Source organism: Rhodococcus sp. PD04, from assembly GCF_035918275.1.
GTDB classification, from domain to species: Bacteria; Actinomycetota; Actinomycetes; order Mycobacteriales; family Mycobacteriaceae; genus Rhodococcus; species Rhodococcus rhodochrous.
In genome coordinates this window covers 4,812,772-4,831,466 of the sequence record NZ_CP142143.1, presented here as the reverse complement: position 1 = coordinate 4,831,466, position 18,695 = coordinate 4,812,772, and the positions used below count along the sequence as shown (strand labels likewise).

At 67.6% G+C, this 18,695-nt stretch carries 20 protein-coding genes; 14 read left to right on the top strand and 6 right to left on the bottom strand.

Annotated elements, in window-relative coordinates; all coding sequences use genetic code 11:
• The first annotated feature begins 94 nt into the window (after positions 1 to 94).
• The 4 genes from U9J23_RS22020 to U9J23_RS22005 are packed head-to-tail and all read left to right on the top strand — an operon-like array spanning position 95 to position 2,604.
• A complete protein-coding gene (locus tag U9J23_RS22020; protein WP_059382805.1) occupies positions 95 to 625 on the top strand; it encodes a methylated-DNA--[protein]-cysteine S-methyltransferase in 531 nt (176 codons plus the stop codon).
• Positions 612 to 1,127 (top strand): RNA polymerase sigma factor, encoded by a 516-nt coding sequence (locus U9J23_RS22015; protein ID WP_059382806.1) that lies wholly within the window; start codon positions 612 to 614, stop codon positions 1,125 to 1,127. The genes U9J23_RS22020 and U9J23_RS22015 overlap by 14 nt, the downstream gene beginning before the upstream one ends.
• On the top strand, positions 1,115 to 1,711 hold the full coding sequence (locus tag U9J23_RS22010; RefSeq protein WP_059382807.1) for a methylated-DNA--[protein]-cysteine S-methyltransferase: 597 nt from the start codon (positions 1,115 to 1,117) through the stop codon (positions 1,709 to 1,711). The genes U9J23_RS22015 and U9J23_RS22010 overlap by 13 nt, the downstream gene beginning before the upstream one ends.
• Positions 1,708 to 2,604, top strand: a complete 897-nt coding sequence (locus U9J23_RS22005; protein ID WP_059382808.1) for a DNA-3-methyladenine glycosylase family protein — start codon at positions 1,708 to 1,710, stop codon at positions 2,602 to 2,604. The genes U9J23_RS22010 and U9J23_RS22005 overlap by 4 nt, the downstream gene beginning before the upstream one ends.
• Here U9J23_RS22005 and U9J23_RS22000 read toward each other — a convergent pair.
• The 3 genes from U9J23_RS22000 to U9J23_RS21990 all read right to left on the bottom strand — a co-directional run bounded on the left by U9J23_RS22000 (position 2,577) and on the right by U9J23_RS21990 (position 6,551).
• The gene (locus tag U9J23_RS22000; protein ID WP_174479634.1) at positions 2,577 to 4,142 is read right to left on the bottom strand and encodes a bifunctional 3'-5' exonuclease/DNA polymerase; all 1,566 of its coding nucleotides are present in this window, start codon (positions 4,140 to 4,142) and stop codon (positions 2,577 to 2,579) included. The genes U9J23_RS22005 and U9J23_RS22000 overlap by 28 nt on opposite strands.
• 132 nt (positions 4,143 to 4,274) lie before the next feature.
• A complete protein-coding gene (locus tag U9J23_RS21995) occupies positions 4,275 to 5,780 on the bottom strand; it encodes a YhgE/Pip domain-containing protein (protein ID WP_272265844.1) in 1,506 nt (501 codons plus the stop codon).
• Positions 5,781 to 5,888: 108 nt separating this feature from the next.
• Complete coding sequence (locus U9J23_RS21990; protein WP_189637522.1) at positions 5,889 to 6,551, bottom strand: IclR family transcriptional regulator; 663 nt, start codon at positions 6,549 to 6,551, stop codon at positions 5,889 to 5,891.
• Between the two features lie 179 nt (positions 6,552 to 6,730).
• Between U9J23_RS21990 and U9J23_RS21985 the strand changes: the two genes are divergently transcribed.
• From U9J23_RS21985 to U9J23_RS21960, 6 genes are all read left to right on the top strand, one after another.
• Positions 6,731 to 7,159, top strand: a complete 429-nt coding sequence (locus U9J23_RS21985) for a nuclear transport factor 2 family protein (RefSeq protein WP_059382812.1) — start codon at positions 6,731 to 6,733, stop codon at positions 7,157 to 7,159.
• A gap of 48 nt (positions 7,160 to 7,207) precedes the next feature.
• A complete protein-coding gene (locus U9J23_RS21980) occupies positions 7,208 to 8,038 on the top strand; it encodes an SDR family NAD(P)-dependent oxidoreductase (protein WP_059382813.1) in 831 nt (276 codons plus the stop codon).
• Positions 8,031 to 8,828: an SDR family NAD(P)-dependent oxidoreductase gene (locus tag U9J23_RS21975; protein WP_026061203.1), complete on the top strand. Its 798-nt coding sequence runs from the start codon at positions 8,031 to 8,033 to the stop codon at positions 8,826 to 8,828. The genes U9J23_RS21980 and U9J23_RS21975 overlap by 8 nt, the downstream gene beginning before the upstream one ends.
• Positions 8,825 to 10,285 (top strand): FAD-dependent oxidoreductase, encoded by a 1,461-nt coding sequence (locus tag U9J23_RS21970; RefSeq protein WP_059382814.1) that lies wholly within the window; start codon positions 8,825 to 8,827, stop codon positions 10,283 to 10,285. Before U9J23_RS21975 ends, U9J23_RS21970 begins: the two co-directional genes overlap by 4 nt.
• A gap of 33 nt (positions 10,286 to 10,318) precedes the next feature.
• Positions 10,319 to 11,650, top strand: a complete 1,332-nt coding sequence (locus U9J23_RS21965) for an MFS transporter (protein ID WP_016692514.1) — start codon at positions 10,319 to 10,321, stop codon at positions 11,648 to 11,650.
• Between the two features lie 133 nt (positions 11,651 to 11,783).
• Entirely contained in the window at positions 11,784 to 12,188 is a 405-nt protein-coding gene (locus U9J23_RS21960; protein ID WP_026061201.1) for a hypothetical protein, read from the top strand.
• Positions 12,189 to 12,201: 13 nt separating this feature from the next.
• Here U9J23_RS21960 and U9J23_RS21955 read toward each other — a convergent pair whose 3' ends face one another.
• From U9J23_RS21955 to U9J23_RS21945, 3 genes are read right to left on the bottom strand one after another with little or no spacing between them, the layout of a single operon-like run.
• Positions 12,202 to 12,876 (bottom strand): response regulator transcription factor, encoded by a 675-nt coding sequence (locus U9J23_RS21955; RefSeq protein ID WP_059382815.1) that lies wholly within the window; start codon positions 12,874 to 12,876, stop codon positions 12,202 to 12,204.
• Positions 12,864 to 13,955 carry a sensor histidine kinase gene (locus U9J23_RS21950; RefSeq protein WP_272265836.1) on the bottom strand — a complete coding sequence of 364 codons (1,092 nt, stop codon included), beginning with the start codon at positions 13,953 to 13,955 and terminating at the stop codon, positions 12,864 to 12,866. Before U9J23_RS21950 ends, U9J23_RS21955 begins: the two co-directional genes overlap by 13 nt.
• A gap of 9 nt (positions 13,956 to 13,964) precedes the next feature.
• A complete protein-coding gene (locus U9J23_RS21945; RefSeq protein WP_059382817.1) occupies positions 13,965 to 14,615 on the bottom strand; it encodes a DedA family protein in 651 nt (216 codons plus the stop codon).
• Positions 14,616 to 14,772: 157 nt separating this feature from the next.
• On the opposite strand from U9J23_RS21945, the gene U9J23_RS21940 reads away from it, so the two are divergent.
• The 4 genes from U9J23_RS21940 to fahA all read left to right on the top strand — a co-directional run bounded on the left by U9J23_RS21940 (position 14,773) and on the right by fahA (position 18,677).
• Positions 14,773 to 15,300: a MarR family winged helix-turn-helix transcriptional regulator gene (locus U9J23_RS21940; protein WP_016692512.1), complete on the top strand. Its 528-nt coding sequence runs from the start codon at positions 14,773 to 14,775 to the stop codon at positions 15,298 to 15,300.
• 115 nt (positions 15,301 to 15,415) lie between these two features.
• A complete protein-coding gene (locus U9J23_RS21935) occupies positions 15,416 to 16,618 on the top strand; it encodes a homogentisate 1,2-dioxygenase (RefSeq protein ID WP_059382818.1) in 1,203 nt (400 codons plus the stop codon).
• Positions 16,615 to 17,496 (top strand): hypothetical protein, encoded by an 882-nt coding sequence (locus U9J23_RS21930; protein ID WP_059382819.1) that lies wholly within the window; start codon positions 16,615 to 16,617, stop codon positions 17,494 to 17,496. Before U9J23_RS21935 ends, U9J23_RS21930 begins: the two co-directional genes overlap by 4 nt.
• Entirely contained in the window at positions 17,493 to 18,677 is a 1,185-nt protein-coding gene (fahA, locus tag U9J23_RS21925; RefSeq protein WP_272265830.1) for a fumarylacetoacetase, read from the top strand. The genes U9J23_RS21930 and fahA overlap by 4 nt, the downstream gene beginning before the upstream one ends.
• The last annotated feature ends 18 nt before the right edge of the window (positions 18,678 to 18,695 follow it).

Genomic DNA, 18,695 nt, shown 5'->3' with positions numbered 1-18,695 from the left:
GTACGTCCGATCGTCGTGATCACGGACCTCACATTTTCGACATCCCGTTCGTCTACCCGGTACAGAGCACACACCGGATGGAAGGATCGAGGCCGTGACCGCATTGCGCACCCACACCGTCATCGACACGCCGATCGGCGAGCTGACGTTGGTGAACACCGACGGCGTCCTGAGCGGCGTGTACATGGCCGAGCATCACCCCGCGCCCGACCGCACCGGTTTCGGCGAGCAGGTCACCGAGGGGTTCGACGAGGCGATCACCCAGTTCGACGAGTACTTCGCAGGTCGCCGTACCCGGTTCACCGTCCCCATCGCTCCCGTCGGCACCCCGTTCCAACACGAGGTGTGGGAGGCGCTGACGACGATCGAGTACGGCACCACGCGCACTTACTCGGAGATCGCACTCGCCCTCGGCCGGCCCACCGCGGTACGGGCGGTCGCTGCGGCCAATGCCCGTAACCCGCTCTGCATCATCGTCCCGTGCCATCGCGTCATCGGGAGCAGCGGCAAGCTCACCGGTTACGCCGGTGGTCTCGAGCGCAAACGCTTCCTGCTCGACCAGGAGGCGCGGGTGCTGAGTTCCGCCGAGCCCGGTGTCGCCGGCGATACCCATGTCCCTGTCTGATCACCTACCGCGGGCGAGCCTGCCTCCTTTCGAGGAGGTGGTCGCCCGTCACGGCGCGACGGTCCTCCGGGTCTGCCGCGCACTGCTCGGAGCCGTCGACGCCGACGACGCCTGGTCCGAGACCTTCCTCGCGGCGTTGCGCGCCTATCCCGACCTGCCACCGGGCAGCAACATCGAAGCGTGGCTCGTGACCATCGCGCACCGCAAGGCCGTCGACATCCACCGTGTGCGCGGGCGGACGCCGGTGCCCACCGAGAACCTTCCCGAACCCGCGTCGTCCACAGGAAATCCCGGTGAGGGCGACGACGAACTGTGGAGCGCGGTCGCCGAGCTTCCCTTCACGCAGCGCGCGGCGCTGGTCTACCACTACGTCGGGGGCCTGCCCTACGCGGAGATCGGCACGATTCTCGGCAACAGTCCGGCCGCGGCACGTCGCGCGGCGGCCGATGGTCGGGCTGCGTTGCGTCGTCGGATCGAACACGGAACAGGATGTCGCTCATGAACTTTCCACAACTCTCGGTCGGATCGGCCGATCTCGCGTGGTTGCGGGAGAAGCTCGTACTCGACGCCGAGGCGGCCGGATTGCTCGATGTCGCGTTCCGCGTCGTCGACACCCCCGTCGGTCCGCTCCTGCTGGCCACCACCACCGTCGGACTCGTGCGGGTCGCCTACGTCGCCGACGGATCCGACGCCGTGCTCGACGAACTCTCCCGCCGGATCAGCCCGCGCGTGCTCGACGCGCCGCGGCGACTCGACCCGGTGGTCCGGCAGCTCGACGAGTACTTCGCCGGTACGAGGACGCATTTCGACCTTCCGCTCGATCTGCGTCTCGCCGACGGGTTCCGCCGTGAGGTGATCACGCGCCTGCCCGAGATCGAATACGGGCGCACGGCGAGCTACGCCGAGATCGCCGCCGCTGCCGGTAGCCCGCGGGCGGTGCGGGCGGTCGGCACGGCGTGCGCGAAGAACCCGCTGCCCGTGGTGGTGCCGTGCCATCGGGTGGTGCGCAGCGACGGCAGCATGGGGCAGTACGTCGGGGGAGTCGAGGCGAAGAGGGCGCTGCTGCAACTCGAGTCGGTGGCATGATCACCACCCTCCGGATCCCGGTGGCCGAACCCGTTGCGGTGGGGCCGATGCTCGCGTCGCTGCGAAGCCACACCGTCCCCGCCTACGAACACCACGAGAGCACCACCGGCACTCATCACCGCGCGATCCGCACGAACGGCGGTGCCGCGCACATCGCCGTCCGGTTCGACGACCCGGCGACCCCCGACGACGGGAAACACGGGGAGGTGCGGCATCTCGAGGTTCACGTCGAGGCGGCCGGCCGTGTGGATGTCGAGGAGATCGAAGAGAGGGTCCGTCAGTGGCTCGATCTCGGCGTCGACCCGTCCGTCGTCGACGCGGTGTTCGAGGCCGATTCCGTGCTCGGGCCTCTCGTGCAGACCCATCCGGGTCTGCGCGTGGTCGGCACCACCGACTGGTTCGCCACCGCTGTGTCGACGGTGCTCGGGCAGCAGGTGAGCGTCGCGGCGGCATGCACATTCGCAGGACGGCTCGTCGCGGCGTTCGGCGACGACGCCCCCGGCGGGTTGCGATGCTTCCCTACGGCGCACCGACTCGCGACCGTCGAGCAGAGCGACCTGCGCGCCGTAATCGGCACGACGCAGTCGCGTGCCCGCACCGTCGCCGAACTGGCACGGGCCGCGGCCGACGGGGTGGCGCCGGAGCAACCCTCGTTCGGGGCAGACCTCCTCGCGCTCCCCGGGATCGGACCGTGGACCGTCGACTATCTGGCCCTACGGCTCGGCGACCGCGATGCCTATCCGTCCGGCGACCTCGTTCTCCGCCGAGCCCTGCAGGTGGAAAGCGCACGCGAAGCCACCGAGCGCGCCGAACAATGGCGGCCGTGGCGGGCCTACGCCGTCATGCATCTGTGGACGCATGCCACCTACTCGCCGCCCGCATCCTCGGCGTAGACGTTGCGCACGGCCGTGTCCATCGGGAAACGAACCTGTGTGTCGCCGAACATCAGGCGCGTCGCCACCTCGACCGACGCGGTGATGTGCGACGACGCGAGTTCCGGATTGCCGGTGTGCACCACGACCTCGTCGTGCTGGAAGAACACGAGATCGCCGACGGTCGGGTCGGGATCGGTGGTCAGTCGCCGTCGCAGTTCGGCGAGCACGCACAGCGCCCACTCGGCCGCGGTGGCCTGCACGACGAAGTTCCGTGTGAACCGGCCCCGCGCATGCGCATCACCGTGCGAGTGGAAACCCTCCGGAGCGGGTGGGCACGCACGGCCCAACCACGAATGCACCACCTCGCCACGTTCACCCGCACGGGCGGCACGTTCGACGAAGTCGACCGCGGTCGGGAAGCTGCGACGCAGCACCGTCAGCAGGACACGCGCGTCGCCCGACGTGGCCCCGTAGAGCACGCCGAGCACCGCGACCTTCGCCTTCGCGCGGTCGCCGGCGAAGGACGCCGCAGCGACCGGGGCGTACAGATCGTCCGAACCGGCAGCCGCGACCATGCGCCTATCGCCCGACATCGCCGCCAGGATGCGCGGTTCGAGCTGGCCCGCGTCGGCGACGACGAACGACCGGCCCGGATCGGCGATCACACTCGACCGCAGCGCCTTGGGGATCTGCAGAGCGCCACCGCCGCGACTCGCCCACCGGCCCGACACAACAGCGCCGGGAACGTAGACCGGACGGAACCGGTCGTCGCGGACCCAGGTGTCGAGCCAGTGCCAGCCGTTCGTGCTGTACAACTTCGACAGCTCACGGTGCCGCAACAACAGAGGCACCGCGGGATGGTCGATCCGCTGCAGCACGTGCTTGCGGGTCGACTCGACGGTGATGCCCTCGCGGCGGAACGCCTCGAGTACCTCGCTGTGCGAGGCGGGATTCACGGGGCGGCCGAAGGCGGCGCTGACCTCCTCGACCACTTCGGCGATGCGGCTCGGCAGGTCGTAGCCGGTCGGGCGCGGTCCGAGGGTGTCCTCGAGGAGGCGACGATGCGCCTGCGCCGAGAACGGCAACCCGTCGAAACCCATCTCGGCCGCTGCGAGCGTGCCGGCCGATTCGGCGGCGGTGAGCAACTCGAGGCGAGCATCGCCGGAGATGCGGCGACGCTGATCGGCGAACTGCGCGACCACCGCCTCGACGTCGATCGCGGGTGCCGCGTCGAAGAGACCGGGCCGCTCGTCGGCCGGTTCCTCCGCAGTGGGCGGGGACAGTCCCTCGCGCACGGCGAGGATGGCGCCTGTGGTGGCGAGATCGTGGCATCGCTGCACCCGGACGCCGGCGCGGAGTAACGCGGGATAGACCGTGGCCGTCGAGGTCCACACCCAGCGCGGTCGCGCTTCGGCTTCGATCGTTGCGACTGCATCCGCGAATTCGGGGTACTCGCGTACCGGACCGAGCGGCGCACCGGATGCGTCGACCACGACGATGCTTGCACCGCGACGGCCCCGGCCGTCCGCAGGATGAGGAACGACGACCGTGCGCACCCATACAGTGTGCTCCATCACGGCGACAGACTCCGACGCGCGGTAACTCCTCGATTCACCCTTGAATTCACCCGTATCGAGAGCGATCCCCGAGAGAACCGCCACTACCGTGGTAGTGGAGGGACTCCGCCGCTACCCCCGACGTGCGGCGGGGTCCCCCATTTCGTTCGCGGACCCGTCGCTGTCGTCCGAATGCTCGGAGCTGCCGGAGGATTCGACCGTATCGTCCCGATCGTCCTTGCGCGTGTCCACGCTGTCGTCCGAACGGACCGTGTCGGTCGCGACCGCCGAATCCCGATCGTGCTGTCGCGACGGCCGCCACGGCAGACGCACGGGTGCGTCCGCGGCCCGGTGGAAGCCGACGCGGTCGTAGATCCACGTCACCAGGGCGCCGACGACGAGACCGAACACGAGACCGACGATCGTCATCGTCACGCCGTGGCCGAGCCCGGCGTCGGGTCGTCCGTCGAAGTAGAGGATGGACCGCACCGCGAGATAGATCTGGTGCATCGGCTCGAAGGTCGACAACCACTCGAACATCCGCGGGGTGGCCTCGATCGGAATGGTGCCACCGGACGACGGCAGGCCGAGCACGATGAACACGATCAGGTTCACCAGCAGACCCGCCGCCCCGAAGATCGACATCACCGCGAGCGATGTGATGCCCACCGCCGAGATCGCGAGTGCCCCGTACTCCCACAGCAGCAACGCGCGCGGCGCCGGCATGCCGAGTGCGGTGGAGATCCACAGATACAACGCCGAGACGATCAACGACAGGACCACCGTGATGCCCCATTTGAGTGCCAGCACCTGCAGGCGCGACATCCGGGTGGTCTCCCGCGCGATGTAGAGGGGGCCGTATTCGGTGGGCACGAAACCGAGGGCACTGTCGACGACCGCGTTGATGATCGTGGCGCCGGTGAAGCCGGCCAGGATCAGCAGCAGGGTGTAGAAGAAGGCGGACAGACCCGCGCCCGTCCCGTCGGGCAGCGGCTTGTGCTCGACGGTGAGTGCATCGATCGGTTGGGCCAGGACGAGGCTGGAGGCGCCGGACAATTGCAGGTCGGGTGCCGACTCGGCGAGCGTCGCGGTGACGGTCTCGGTGAGCTGCTGCCCGACCGTGTCGTTCACCTGGGTCAGCGCGCGGTCGCCGATCGTCGTGACGATGCCCGTCGCGAACGCACCCGTCCGGGGGTTCGTGTACAGGGTGATGATCGGTTTCTCGATGTCACCGGGAACAACGGAGGCCTGAGCGAGGATCGAGATGCGTTTGGTGAAGTCGCTGGGGATGACGATCGCGCCGTACAGGCTGCCGTCGTCGAGCCCCTGGTTGGCGGCCGAGATCCCCATCCGTCGGAGATCGATCTCCTCGGGATCGATGCCATCGAGGATGCCCTCGGTGATCTGGTCGCCGAAGTTCTGTCGCTCGTCCGATCCGGGCAGCACATCGCCGACGTCCTGATTGACGATGGCCATCGGGAACTGTCTCAGGTTCTCGCTGGGATCGAGGAGTGCGCCGAGATAGAAGTACGCCAGGGCACTCATCACCGCTGCGACGACAGCGAAGGGCGCGAGCCAGAAGCGGAGGCTGCGCAGGGTGCCGTGGTGCGGATCGGTGGTCGATCGGTTTGAACTCACCTGTCGATTGTGCACACAGGTGTGTGCTGTCGGAGGGCTCGAGTGCTCGAACGCACGCGAAGTCGGGCTGCGTGATCTGTCACTCCGACCCGCTCACCATGCCATCGGTCACCGGAGCAACTCGCCGAGAGCCGCCGCCGCAGAGACCACGGCCGCCGCGAGTCGGGCTTCATCGGTGGCGTCGAAGACCGAGACACCTATCGCCGCCTGCGTACCCCCGGGACGAGTCGGCACTGCTGCCGAGATTCCGATAGTGGTCGATACGACCTCGCCGGCAGAGACCGCATAGCCCGTCTGTCGCGCTCGGGTCACTTCCGGGCGCTCGTCGGGGCGTGGCGGCATGGATCCGAGGATCGCCAGACCGGCCGAGCCTCGATCCAACGGATGGACCTGGCCCGGGCGGAAGGCGATGTGGACATCGGATCGCCGGGGTTCGATCACCATGATCGCGCGCACCACGGTGTCGGATTCGCGGACGACGAGGTGGGCGGTGGCCTCGACGCCGTCGGCGAGATCCTCGAGGATCGGCCGGGCCAGAGTCCGTAGGTCCTGCTCGACGGATTCGGCCAGTGTCACCAGGCCGGTGCCCAGCGAGATGCGCTTGTGGTCGTCGCGGCGGCACAGTCGGTGCGCCTCGAGTGTCCGGACGAGACGGTGGGCGACCGTGCGGTGTACGTCGAGGCTCTCGGCGATCTCGCTGACCGACAGGCCGTGAGGGTTCCGCGCGAGCAATTCCAGGATCTCGAGACCGTTGTGGAGTGTCTTGGACATGCCGGCATCCGGCTCGATCCGCGGCAGATCCAGATCCCCCGTTTGTGCAGGTACATCCCGCATTTGTGTCATGACCCCCGTTACCTCCCTTGACGTCTGTGAACTGTAACACCTAGCATTTCCGTTAATCGCACACTGAGTGCGATTATCGCACACACGACGGATGGTTTTCGTACGACATGACACGGACCGACTACGTGGACGCGGCGGTTCTCGCCCACATCCACCAGCTCTACGGGCGGCAGAGCCACCTCATCGACGAGGGCTCTGCGCGCGAGTGGGCCGAGACGTTCACCGCCGACGGCGAGTTCTGCTCGCCCAGCTACCCCGCCCCCGTGGCAGGAACCGACGACCTCGCGGCCTTCGCCGAGCGTTTCCACGCCGGCGCGCAGGCTGCAGGGGAAGTGCACCGGCACGTCGTCACGAATCTGGCCACCTACCGCGTCGACGACGACACCCTCCGTGTGCGGGCCTATCTGCAGATCGTGGCCACCGTTCGTGGCGGCGAATCCAGGCTCGTCCGGTTCACCACCATCGACGACCGCGTCGTGCGCACCGGCGGCGAATGGCGCATAGCCCGCCGCGTCGTCTTCCGCGACGACAGCTGACCGTCGCATCTCTTTCCTGTTCGTTCCACATTTTCGGAGGAATCACCCATGACCGTTGACGCCCAGAACCCGGGCCGTACCGTCACCACCCAGATCGTCGCCCTCTACCCGGAGATGGCCGGCAAGGTTGCCGTCGTCACCGGCGCGGCCCGCGGGATGGGTGCCCAATTCGCGCGCGGTCTGGCCACGCGCGGCGTGCACGTGGTCGGCGGCGACATCAACGACGTGCAGATGAAGGAGACCGCGGAGCAGATCAACACCGATCTCGCGGTCGAAGCCCTCGTCGAGACACCCGGCACGGTGATCGGAGCACGCGTCGACGTGACCGATCCGGCGGACCATGAGGCGCTCGCGCAGGTCGCGCTGCAGGAGTTCGGTCGCATCGACTTCTGGATCAACAACGCCGGCATCTTCCCGTTCGCCCTCGCCGAGGAGATCTCGAAGGACCAGATCGCGGCGACCCTGGACGTCAACGTCGAAGGCGTGCTCTTCGGTTCGCAGGCCGCGGCGCGGCACATGGAGCCCGGTAGCGCGATCGTGAACATGTCGTCGGTCTCGGCGCTGCGTGTGCGCAAGGGCCGCGGTGCGTACTGCGCCTCCAAGGCCGCCGTCGCCCATCTGACCGAATCGCTGGCAGTCGAGTTCGGCGACAAGGGAATCCGTGTCAACTCGATCGCTCCGGGTTACATCGACACCGAGATGACCCGGTGGGTCCAGGAGGACCCGGCCGCACTGAAGCACGCGCTCGACGTCGTCCCGCTGCACCGGCTCGGTGCCCCCGAGGAGGTCTTCGGACCGTTGCTGTTCCTGCTCTCCGACAGCGCCCGCTACGTCACCGGACATTCGATCGCCGTCGACGGTGGATCGCGTCATGTCTGACAGCGTCGTCGAATCCGTGTCGTACCCCTCGGTTGTACTCGTCACGGGCGCGGCCGGGGGAATGGGCGCCAATCATGCCCGTGCGCTTGCTGCGCGGGGAACGCATGTGTGCCTTGCGGATATCCACGACCCGTCCGAGGTCGTCGAACAGATCGAGGCGGCCGGTGGTTCCGCATCGGCGCATACGCTCGACGTGTCCGACGCCGCGGCATGGGAGCGAGTCGTCGACGAGATCCGCTCCCAGCGAGGTGAACTCGGCGGACTCGTCAACAACGCCGGCATCTCCCGACGTCTCGAATTCATGGACACCCCGGACGACGTCTGGGAGAAGACCATGCGGATCAACCTGTTCGGCCCGTTCTACGGGATGAAGGCGGTGGCTCCGCTCATGCGCGACAGCGGTGGCGGCTCGATCGTCAACATCTCGTCGATCTCGGGGCAGATCGGCTACTTCTCTCCGGCCTATTCGTCGAGCAAGTGGGGCCTGCGGGGCCTGTCCAAATCTGCGGCGGGGAACTTCGCGCGCTGGGGTATCCGCGTCAATTCGGTTCACCCCGGCCTCGTGGGCACGGCCCTGCTCGGCGGCGCCGACGCGTTCGTCGGTGCCGCATTGAACAGCGTTCCGGCCGGCCGGATGGCCACCGTCGACGAGATCACCGACGCTGTGCTCTTCCTGCTGTCGGATCGTTCGAGCTACATGACCGGCAGCGAAGTGACCGTCGACGGCGGCATGACGTCCAACGGCCTCTATCACCGCATCATCGCGGAGACGGGAGATCAACTCTCATGAACGACGACATCATCGACGTCGTGGTGATCGGAGGTGGCGGTGCCGGTCTCGCGGCCGCAGTGTCCGCTGCCGAATCCGGCGCGAGCGTCCTGCTGTTCGAATCCGAAACCGAACTGGGTGGGTCGACGCAACTCTCCGCGGGACTGTTCACCGCGGCAGGCACCAGTGTGCAGCGCGGTCTCGGTATCGAGGACTCCGCCGAGAAGTTCTTCCAGCACTACATGGATCTGAACCACTGGGTACTCGCACCCGGGTTGGTCCGTGCATTCTGCGAGAACGCGGGCCCCACCCTCGAGTGGCTGATCGGTCTCGGTGTGGAGATCCCCGCCCGGGAATCGTCGAACGCGCACATGCCCGGTCTGTGCCAGGCCGGCGTCGAAGACGTGTGGCGCGGGCACGTGCCGAAGGACCAGGGCTACGGGCTCGTGCAGACCCTCGATCGTGCACGTCGCGCACACGGTGTGGAAGCCGTGCTCGGCACCCGGGTCCAGCGACTGCTCGTCGAGGACGGACGTGTGGTCGGCGTCGTCGCCGACGACATCGAGGTCCGTGCCCACGCCGTCGTGGTCGCGTCCGGTGGCTTCGCACAGAACCGCGACCTGCTCGAGCAGTACTACCCGTATCCGCTCGGAGCAGGCGAGTCGCTCTTCGTCGTCGCCGCCCCGGGGAGCCGTGGCGACCACTTCCGCTTCGGCGAGCAGGTCGACTCGGCCATCGCCGGCAAGGACTGGGGGCTGACCATGCCCACCGCCTACTTCCAGCGTTACCACCACTGGCAGGCAGGCTTCCCGCCCAAGTCGCGGGTGTATGTGAACAAGTCCGGCCGGCGGTTCATGGACGAGGACGCCTCGTACGCGGTCTCCGGTGGTCTCATGGATCGTCAGGACGGACCGGTGTGGGCGATCTTCGACGAGAAGGCACGCACCGGGCTGCCCGCCGGTTACACCGACTGGGACGCCGACCGGATCGCAGAGGAAGCCGACGCCGGTCGTACCCTGCGTGCCGACAGCCTCCCCGAACTCGCCGACCTCATCGGCGTACCGGTCGATGCGTTGGTCACCACGATCGACCGTTGGAACACCCAGCTGCCCAACGGGATCGATCCCGAATTCCTGCGGCATCGCACCCTCGCCAACAAGGGATCGACCTCGAACCCCGACCCCATCGTGGAGGGACCGTTCTACGCGGCACGTATGCTGCCCGCCGAACTGGTCTGCACCCACGCCGGGCTCGAGATCAACCCGAACGCGGAAGTTCTCGACACCATCGGGAACGTCGTTCCCGGCCTGTACGCGGCCGGAGAAGCAGGCGCCGGCATCCTCGGCCTCCGCTATGTGGGCGGCGGCAACGCCGTCGCCAACGCATTGACCATGGGCCGCATCGCCGGCCTCAACGCGGCCCGGTCGGCTGCATCCGGCGCCGCTCCACGCACCGCACTCGGCGCTGCCGGCGTGTAGCGCCCTCCCCTCACATTCGAAAAGGACACGAACATGCTCGGATCGGACGCGGCATCCCCCGCAGTGAGTCCACCCCAGGTCGGCACTCCGCAACCGAAGCAGTCGACGACGAAGGTCATTCGTGCTGCCGTCGTGGGCACCATCGTCGAGTACTACGACTTCGGTATCTACGGCTACATGGCGACGATGGTCGCCACCCTGTTCTTCGTCTCCGAAGACGAGACAGCTGCTCTGCTGGGAACGTTTGCGGCCTTCGCCGTGGCGTTCTTCCTCCGGGTGCCCGGCGGCATCTTCTTCGGGCACATCGGTGACAAGTACGGCCGGAAGAACGCACTGTCGTGGACGATCCTGCTCATGGTCGTGGCGACCGCGGCCATGGGACTGATGCCCACCTACGCCACTCTGGGCGTGTGGGCGACGGTTCTGCTCGTGCTCGCCCGCTGCCTGCAGGGCTTCGCGGCCGGTGGCGAACTCGGCGGCGCGAACGCATTCGTCTCCGAATCCGCACCGGCACGCTGGCGCGCGACGCAGACGTCCATGGTCAACTCGGGTACCTACCTGGGGTCGTTGGTGGCGTCTCTCGTGGCGCTCGGCATCACGTCCACGTTCTCGGAGGAACAGATCCTCGAATGGGCATGGCGCATCCCGTTCCTGCTCAGCGTGGTCATCGGTGTCGTCGGCATCTGGATCCGTAACCATCTCGAGGACACTCCGCAGTTCGAGGAACTCGAGGAAAAGGGTGAGACGAAGAAGCTGCCCATCGCGGAGCTGCTGAAGACGTCGGGCGGAAGCGTCGTCAAGATCATCCTGCTCGGTGCGCTCATCATCGGTGGCTACTACATCGCCTCCGTGTATGCCGCGACCTACCTGCAGACCACGGGTGGGCTGTCGTCCTCCGTCGCGTTCCTGTCGACCTGCCTCGCTCTCGTACTCGGTGTGATCACGCTGCCCATCGCCGGTTATCTCGCCGACAAGTACGGGCGCAAGCCGGTGCTGTTCGCCGGTAGTGCCGCATCCGCGATCGTCGGTGTTCCGATGTTCATGCTGATGTCCGGCGGCACCGTCTGGCAGGCCGTCGTCGGCCAGTCCGTGCTGTTCATCTGCGTGTCGGTGGTCAACGGCGCCTCCTTCGTCACCTATGTCGAGATGCTCAAGGCGTCCGTGCGATACAGCGGTATCGCTCTCGGGAACAACGTGACGAACATGTGCCTCGGTGGCACCGCACCGTTCATCGCGACGTGGCTGATCGACGTCACCGGGAACTCGCTGGCACCGGCCGGGTACTTCGTGTTCTGTGCGCTGCTCACCCTCGGTGCGGTCTTCTTCATCGAGGAGACGAAGGGCATCGAACTCCGCACCGACTAGTCCTGTGGTGCAGCCGGAATTGTCGGAACCCGTCGGGGGCCGACAATTCCGGCATTCCCATATCCGGACCGCGTGGTCCGTGTTTCGATGTCCGGGAGGCACGGGTCCTCGAGACACGGGGTGGAGGGGAACGATGGCGAACGGATTTCGACGGGTACTGCGGGCCGGAGCGGTCGCCGCAGTGACAGGAGGGATCGTCCTCGGCGGCGCCGGCATCGCGGCGGCGCAGGACGAGTGGCCGGTCCAGCAACCGAACAGCCCGATCTCCGTGTTCGAGGCGGACCCCGCCAACTGGCTCACCCCGGACGAGCTCGCCTACTGGAACCCGCTGGTGAACGAGCCACGGCTGACCTCACCGTTCGGCACGAACACCCGCATCGTGTGTCAGGGCTTCCACGGCGTGACGACCGACTGCTGGCAGGCCGACCTCGAAGGCCGGCCACACAAGCTTCAGCGTCTGCCCGCGAACCTGCCCAACGTGACGGGGTCGAGCGCACCCGGCGGAGGCGTCGGGCACTTCGTGTATCCGCTCTTCTGATCCGCACGGGGCGTCAGCGGTCGTCCCGAGAGCTCGGGGTGCCCGTGCTCTCGAGATAGAGGAGCACCGCCCGTACCCGCCGACTACGGTCGGCCTCGCGCGGCAGATCGAGCTTCACGAAGATCGAATTGACGTGCTTCTCGACGGCGCTGACCGACATGGTCAGACGATCGGCGATGCCGGTGTTCGTCAAACCCTGCGCGAGGGCCTCGAGCACCTCGCGCTCGCGTTCGGTGAGGGCGGCGATGGGGTCGGTGCGGCGGGTGTTCGCGAACAGTTGCCGCACCACCTCGGGATCGAAGGCCGTCCCGCCCGCGGCCACACGTTCCAGGTCGGTGAGGAACGCCCCCACGTCCGACACGCGATCCTTGAGCAGATAGCCCACGCCACCCCAGCCGTTCGTGAGCAGGCCGGTCGCGTTCCGGTGCTCGACGTACTGCGACAGCACGAGCACAGCGACCTGCGGGTGTTCCTCCTTGATGCGCCGCGCCGCGTCGATGCCCTCCGTCGAGTAGGTCGGGGGCATGCGCACGTCGAGCAACACGAGGTCGGGCACCTCGCGCTCGACGACGTGGTGCAACTCGACGGCGTTGCCCACACCGGCGAGCACTTCGTGGCCTTCATCCACGAGCAACCGGGACAGGCCCTCGCGGAGAAGGGTCGAGTCCTCGGCTATCACGATGCGCACGGGATCCTCGCTTCCACGACGGTCGGCCCTCCGCGGGGGCTGTGTACGGAGAACTGCCCGTCCAGCGCGGCGACGCGGCGCGCGAGACCCGTCAGCCCGGAGCCCGTCATCTCGGCCCCACCGCATCCGTCGTCGACGACCGTGACCGTGACGACGCGACCGTCCGCTGCGACGGTCACGGACACGCTGTCGGCGCCGGAGTGCTTCGTCGCGTTCGTGACCCCTTCCGCGGCAACGTAGTACGCGGCTGCCGCGACATCGTGCGGTGGTTCCGGGTCGATCGACAGATCCAGGTCGACGGGGAGGAAGGTGTGTGCGGACAACCCTTCCAGTGCCGCGGCGAGTCCGTGTTCGTCGAGCGCGGCCGGGTATATCCGCCACGCCACGTCGCGCAGTTCGGTGAGCAGTGCCTGTGCCTGAGCGACGGCGTTGTCGAGGTCGGCGACGAGATTTCCGCCGCCGCGTTCGGCGGTGCGTCGCGCGCGACCGACGTCGAGTGCGAGCGCGACGGCTCGCTGCTGGACGTCGTCGTGCAGGGCGCGTTCGATCCGCCGGCGTTCGTCGTCGATGGCGGTGACGACGTCGGCGCGGGTGCGTTGCAGGTCGCGGAGACGATGCTGCGTGGCATCGTCGCCGAGCAGCCGCAGTGCTGTGCGGAGGTCCCACTGGCCCACGATCATCGCCATCCGGACGGAGAGGTAGATCATCACGGCGGCGACGAGGAGTGAGACGAGACCGTCGGCGACGGAGATGCGACCGCCGGCCAGCAGGACGATCGCCCAGCCCCCGTAGCCGGTCGCGGCGATCAGGACGAGCAGTACGACGAGGCCGACGAGCGGACCGTAGGCCAGGCGAACGAGGAAGTATCCGGTCGGCTCGCGATCCGGAAGATCCCGGACCGCCTCGGCGTCGAACCATCGCACGAGACGAGTGCGGTCGCGTTCGGCCGCGCGGCTCGGTCCGTCGGTGGTGCGGCGGGTCGATACCGCCGCACCCGTCACCGCGGTGACGATCCCGAGCAGGAGCCCGACGACGGCGCGGACCGAGGTCCCGAGTGAGCGCCGAAGGTGATCGATCACGGACCGACCCTAACGGGCGCGAATCGATCGGACACGGCGGACGACGAACACCGCCACTGCTGCGACCACCGCGACGATCACGAGTTTCTGCAGCACATCGGCATACGGTTCGACGACTCCCCAGTTCTCCCCGAGAAGGTAGCCGGCGAGCACGAAGATCGAGTTCCACAGCGCGCTGCCCAGGACGGTCAGGACGACGAAACGGCCGACGGGCATGGCCTCCACCCCGGCGGGAACCGAGATCACGCTCCGCACGAGCGGCACCATCCGGCCGAGGAGCACCGATTTCTCACCGTGCCGGGCGAACCATTCTTCGCCGCGCCGGAGATCGGAGGTGTTCACCAGTGGGAGTCGCTCGACCACGGCATACATCCGCCGACGGCCGAAGGCGCGTCCGGCGAGGTAGAGCAGCAGTGCGCCGACGAGGGAGCCGAGGGTGGTCCACATGACGGCCGAGACGAGGGAGATCTCCCCGCGCGAGGCCGCGAAGCCGGCGAGGGGCAGGATCACCTCGCTCGGGATCGGCGGGAAGAGGTTCTCCGCGGCGACCGCGAGACCGGCGCCGGGTGCTCCGAGCATCTCCATCAGCTGCAGCGATAGGCCTGCGAGGCCGTCGAGTTCATCGGTGGGGGACTGCGAGAGGGTGTGTGCGAAGTTCATGCCCGGAACGCTATGAGCGGCGAACTCGCAGGTCGCTGCGGTTTTCCGCCGACTTCGCGGCGTTCGGGGTGCGGTTTTCCGCAGTCCCGCCGATCTCCGGGTCATCCACGGGATAGTAAATGGATGAATTATCCCCGATCTGCGGTACTGTGACCGCATGTCCGGACCCCGCGACCTCGACTACTGGTCCTTCGTCGAACTCGCGCAGGAGCGTCTGAACAGCAAGTTCGGCGAACATCACCGCAGCGCGACCGAAGTCCTGCTCACGCTCAACCGGGCCTCGGACATCGTCACCTACGACCTCGAAGCTGCGGTTCACCGCCCCCGCGGCAGGTCGTGGTCGGCCTATCGGCTCATGTTCGTCATCTGGCTTGCCGGCCCGATCGAGCCGAACGTCGCCGCGCGACTCACCGGCATGAGTCGCGCTGCCGTCTCGAACCTTGCGAAACCGCTGGTCGAAGCGGGGATCCTGGAGAAGACGCCGGTCAGTCACGACGCGCGTTCGGTGCAGTTGTCGCTCACCGAAGCGGGGGAGAAGGAGATCCGCGACAGTTTCCGCGCGCAGAACGAGCGCGAGGAGGCCTGGGTGGAGGTGCTCACCCCCACCGAGCAGCAGATTCTCGTGATGCTCCTGAACAAGCTGATCACCAACCGCAGCCAGTTCGACGTGCGCGGACGCAACTGACACAGCCTCGTGACCTCTCTGTGGTTGCGCTCACGCCCTCCGGTTAGTTAACGTGTTTACTAATTCCAGGCGAGCGACCTTCCCCGCACGCCCGAGATCCGCGAGGAGTCAGATCATGGCGTTCTACCGACAGCTCGGCGTCATCCCGCCGAAGCGTCACACCCAGCACCGTGACGAGAACGGCAACCTGTACTACGAAGAGCTCATGGGCGAGGAGGGCTTCTCGTCCGACTCGGCGCTGCTCTACCACCGGTACATCCCGTCGGCGATCGTCGACGCCACCGAGTGGAAGCTGCCCGATCAGACCACCACGCCCAACCACCCGCTCAAGCCGCGGCACCTGAAACTGCACGATCTGTTCCCCGAGACGACCTGGGCCGAGACGGATGTCGTGACGGGTCGTCGTCTGGTCCTGGGCAACGCCGACGTGCGCATCTCGTACGTCGTGTCGTCCAAGCCCTCGCCGCTGTACCGCAACGTCGTCGGCGACGAGATGGTCTACGTCGAGTCCGGTGAGGCCACCGTCGAGACGGTCTTCGGTCCGCTCGAGGCGAAGGCCGGCGACTACGTCCTGCTGCCGATGGCCACCACCCACCGCTGGGTGCCCAAGGGCGACGCACCGCTGCGCGCCTACACGATCGAGGCCAACAGCCACATCGTGCCGCCGAAGCGCTACCTGTCGAAGTTCGGGCAGTTCCTCGAGCACGCGCCGTTCTGCGAGCGCGACCTGCACGGCCCGACCGAACTCATGCAGGTCGAGGAGGAGAACGTCGAGGTGCTCGTCAAGCACCGCACCTCGCACGGCGTCGTCGGCACCCGCTACCTGATGCCGCACCACCCCTTCGACGTGGTCGGCTGGGACGGCTGCCTGTACCCGTACACCTTCTCGATCCACGACTACGAGCCCATCACCGGCCGTGTCCACCAGCCGCCGCCGGCGCACCAGGCGTTCGAGGGCAACAACTTCGTCATCTGCAACTTCGTGCCCCGCAAGGTGGACTACCACCCGCTGGCCGTGCCGGTGCCGTACTACCACTCGAACGTCGACTCCGACGAGGTCATGTTCTACTGCGGCGGCGATTACGAGGCCCGCAAGGGATCGGGCATCGGCCAGGGGTCGATCTCGGTGCACCCCGGTGGTCACGCGCACGGCCCGCAGCCGGGTGCCTACGAGCGCAGCATCGGTGTGGAGTTCTTCGACGAACTCGCCGTCATGGTCGACACCTTCCGCCCGCTCGAACTCGGTGAGGGTGCGCTCGCGTGCGAGGACGCCGCCTACGCCGGCAGCTGGAACCGCAATGCAGGAGCGGCCAAGTGACTTTCGGACCTCTTTTGACCGGACTGTGCGACGACGCGGCGCTGTTCCCTCCGGGTAACGCCCCGCTGCCCGTCGCCGTCCCCGCCCACGCCGGGCACCGCTCGTCCGCGCACGCGCCGCTCGTCGGAGCGTTCGTCTTCCCGGCGGGTCGCCTCGGTGAACTCGCAGACCACCTCGCGCAGCACCCGTATCCCGGTGAGCTGGCCCTGAGCCTGACCACACCGACCGGCACCGCCGCCGTCCGGCCTGCCCTGGAGCAGGTCGACGCGATGGACTCGGTGTCCGTGGTGGCACTCGAGATCGCGGTCCCCGCAGAGCAATCCGTCGACGAGCTGTTCGCAGCGCTCGCCGAGATCTCCGCGGACCTCCCGGATGTCGATATCTTCGTGGAGGTTCCGCGCGACGAGCGTCGCGCCGAGATCCTCGCCCGCATGGTCGGCACGCCCTACGCGGCCAAGTTCCGCACCGGCGGCATCGTCGCCGAGGCTTATCCCGACGAAGCCGAACTCGCCGCGGCGGTCGGCACGGTCGTCACCACGGGTGTGCCGTTCAAGGCAACCGCCGGTCTGCACCATGCGGTGCGCAACACCGACCCGAAGACGGGCTTCGAGCAGCACGGGTTCGTGAACCTGCTGGCCGCGGTGGACGCGGTGCTGTCCGGAGCGGACACCGACGAGGTCGCCTCCGTGCTCGCCGAACGCGACGGGGCAGTGCTCTCCGCCCGCCTCGGCGCCCTGTCCGACGACCGGGCCGCAGAGGTCCGGCGCCGTTTCCTGTCGTACGGCACCTGCAGCATCGCCGAACCGCTCGAGGATCTGCTCGGCCTCGGTCTGGTGCCCTCGACCGTTTCCCCGATCACCGAAGGAACGAACGCATGACCACCATCGCCATTCCGGAGGGCTCGCTCTTCGGTCTCGACAACCTGCCGTACGGCATCTTCTCCACGGCCGACAGCGAACCCCGCGTCGGTGTCCGCGTCGGAGATTCGGTCCTCGACCTGAGCCGTGTCTTCGAGGACGACGTCGTCTTCGCCGAGCCGTCGCTCAACGCGTTCATGGCCCAGGGCCGCGCCCGGTGGGACGAAGTCCGCGCCGCGATCAAGGAACTCGCCGCCGGTGATGTCGCCGACGAGGCCGTCTTCGCCGTCGCCGACGTGACGATGCACCTGCCCATCGAGGTGGCCGACTACGTCGACTTCTACGCGTCGGAGAACCACGCGTCGAACCTCGGCCGACTGTTCCGCCCGCAGAACCCCGACCCGCTGATGCCGAACTGGAAGCACCTGCCCGTCGGCTACCACGGCCGGTCGAGCACCGTCGTGACCTCGGGTGTCGACATCGTGCGGCCGTGCGGACAGCGCAAGGGCCCCAACGATGCTGCGCCGGTCTTCGGTCCGTCGATCCGCCTCGACATCGAGGCCGAGATGGGCTTCATCGTCGGTGTCGGCTCCCCGATGGGTTCGCAGATCACTCCCGACGAGTTCGCCGACCACTGCTTCGGTGCCGTCATCCTCAACGACTGGTCGGCCCGCGACATCCAGGCGTGGGAGTACGTGCCGCTGGGCCCGAACCTCGGCAAGTCCTTCGCGACGTCGATCTCGCCGTGGGTCGTTCCACTCGCCGCACTCGAGGCCGCCCGCATCGACACCCCGGTGCAGGACCCGGAGCCGCTGCCGTACCTGAAGGGCACCGAGAAGTGGGGCCTGGACATCGATCTCGAGGTCGAGTGGAACGGGCACGTCGTGTCGCGCCCGCCGTACGCGCAGATGTACTGGTCGCCGGCGCAGATGCTCGCCCACACCTCGGTCAACGGTGCCGCGACCCGCACCGGTGATCTGTTCGGCTCCGGCACCATCTCGGGCCCGGAGAAGGACCAGCGCGGTGCCTTCATCGAACTGACCTGGGGTGGAGCAGAACCCGTGCAGGTCGGCGACGAGACGCGCACCTTCATCGAGGACGGCGACGAGATCTCCATCTCGGCCACCGCGCCCGGCCCGAACGGGACCCGCATCGGCTTCGGTGAGGTCCGCACCCGCATTCTTCCCGCGATCGGGGAATAGAAGAAAAGGTCCGTGCGT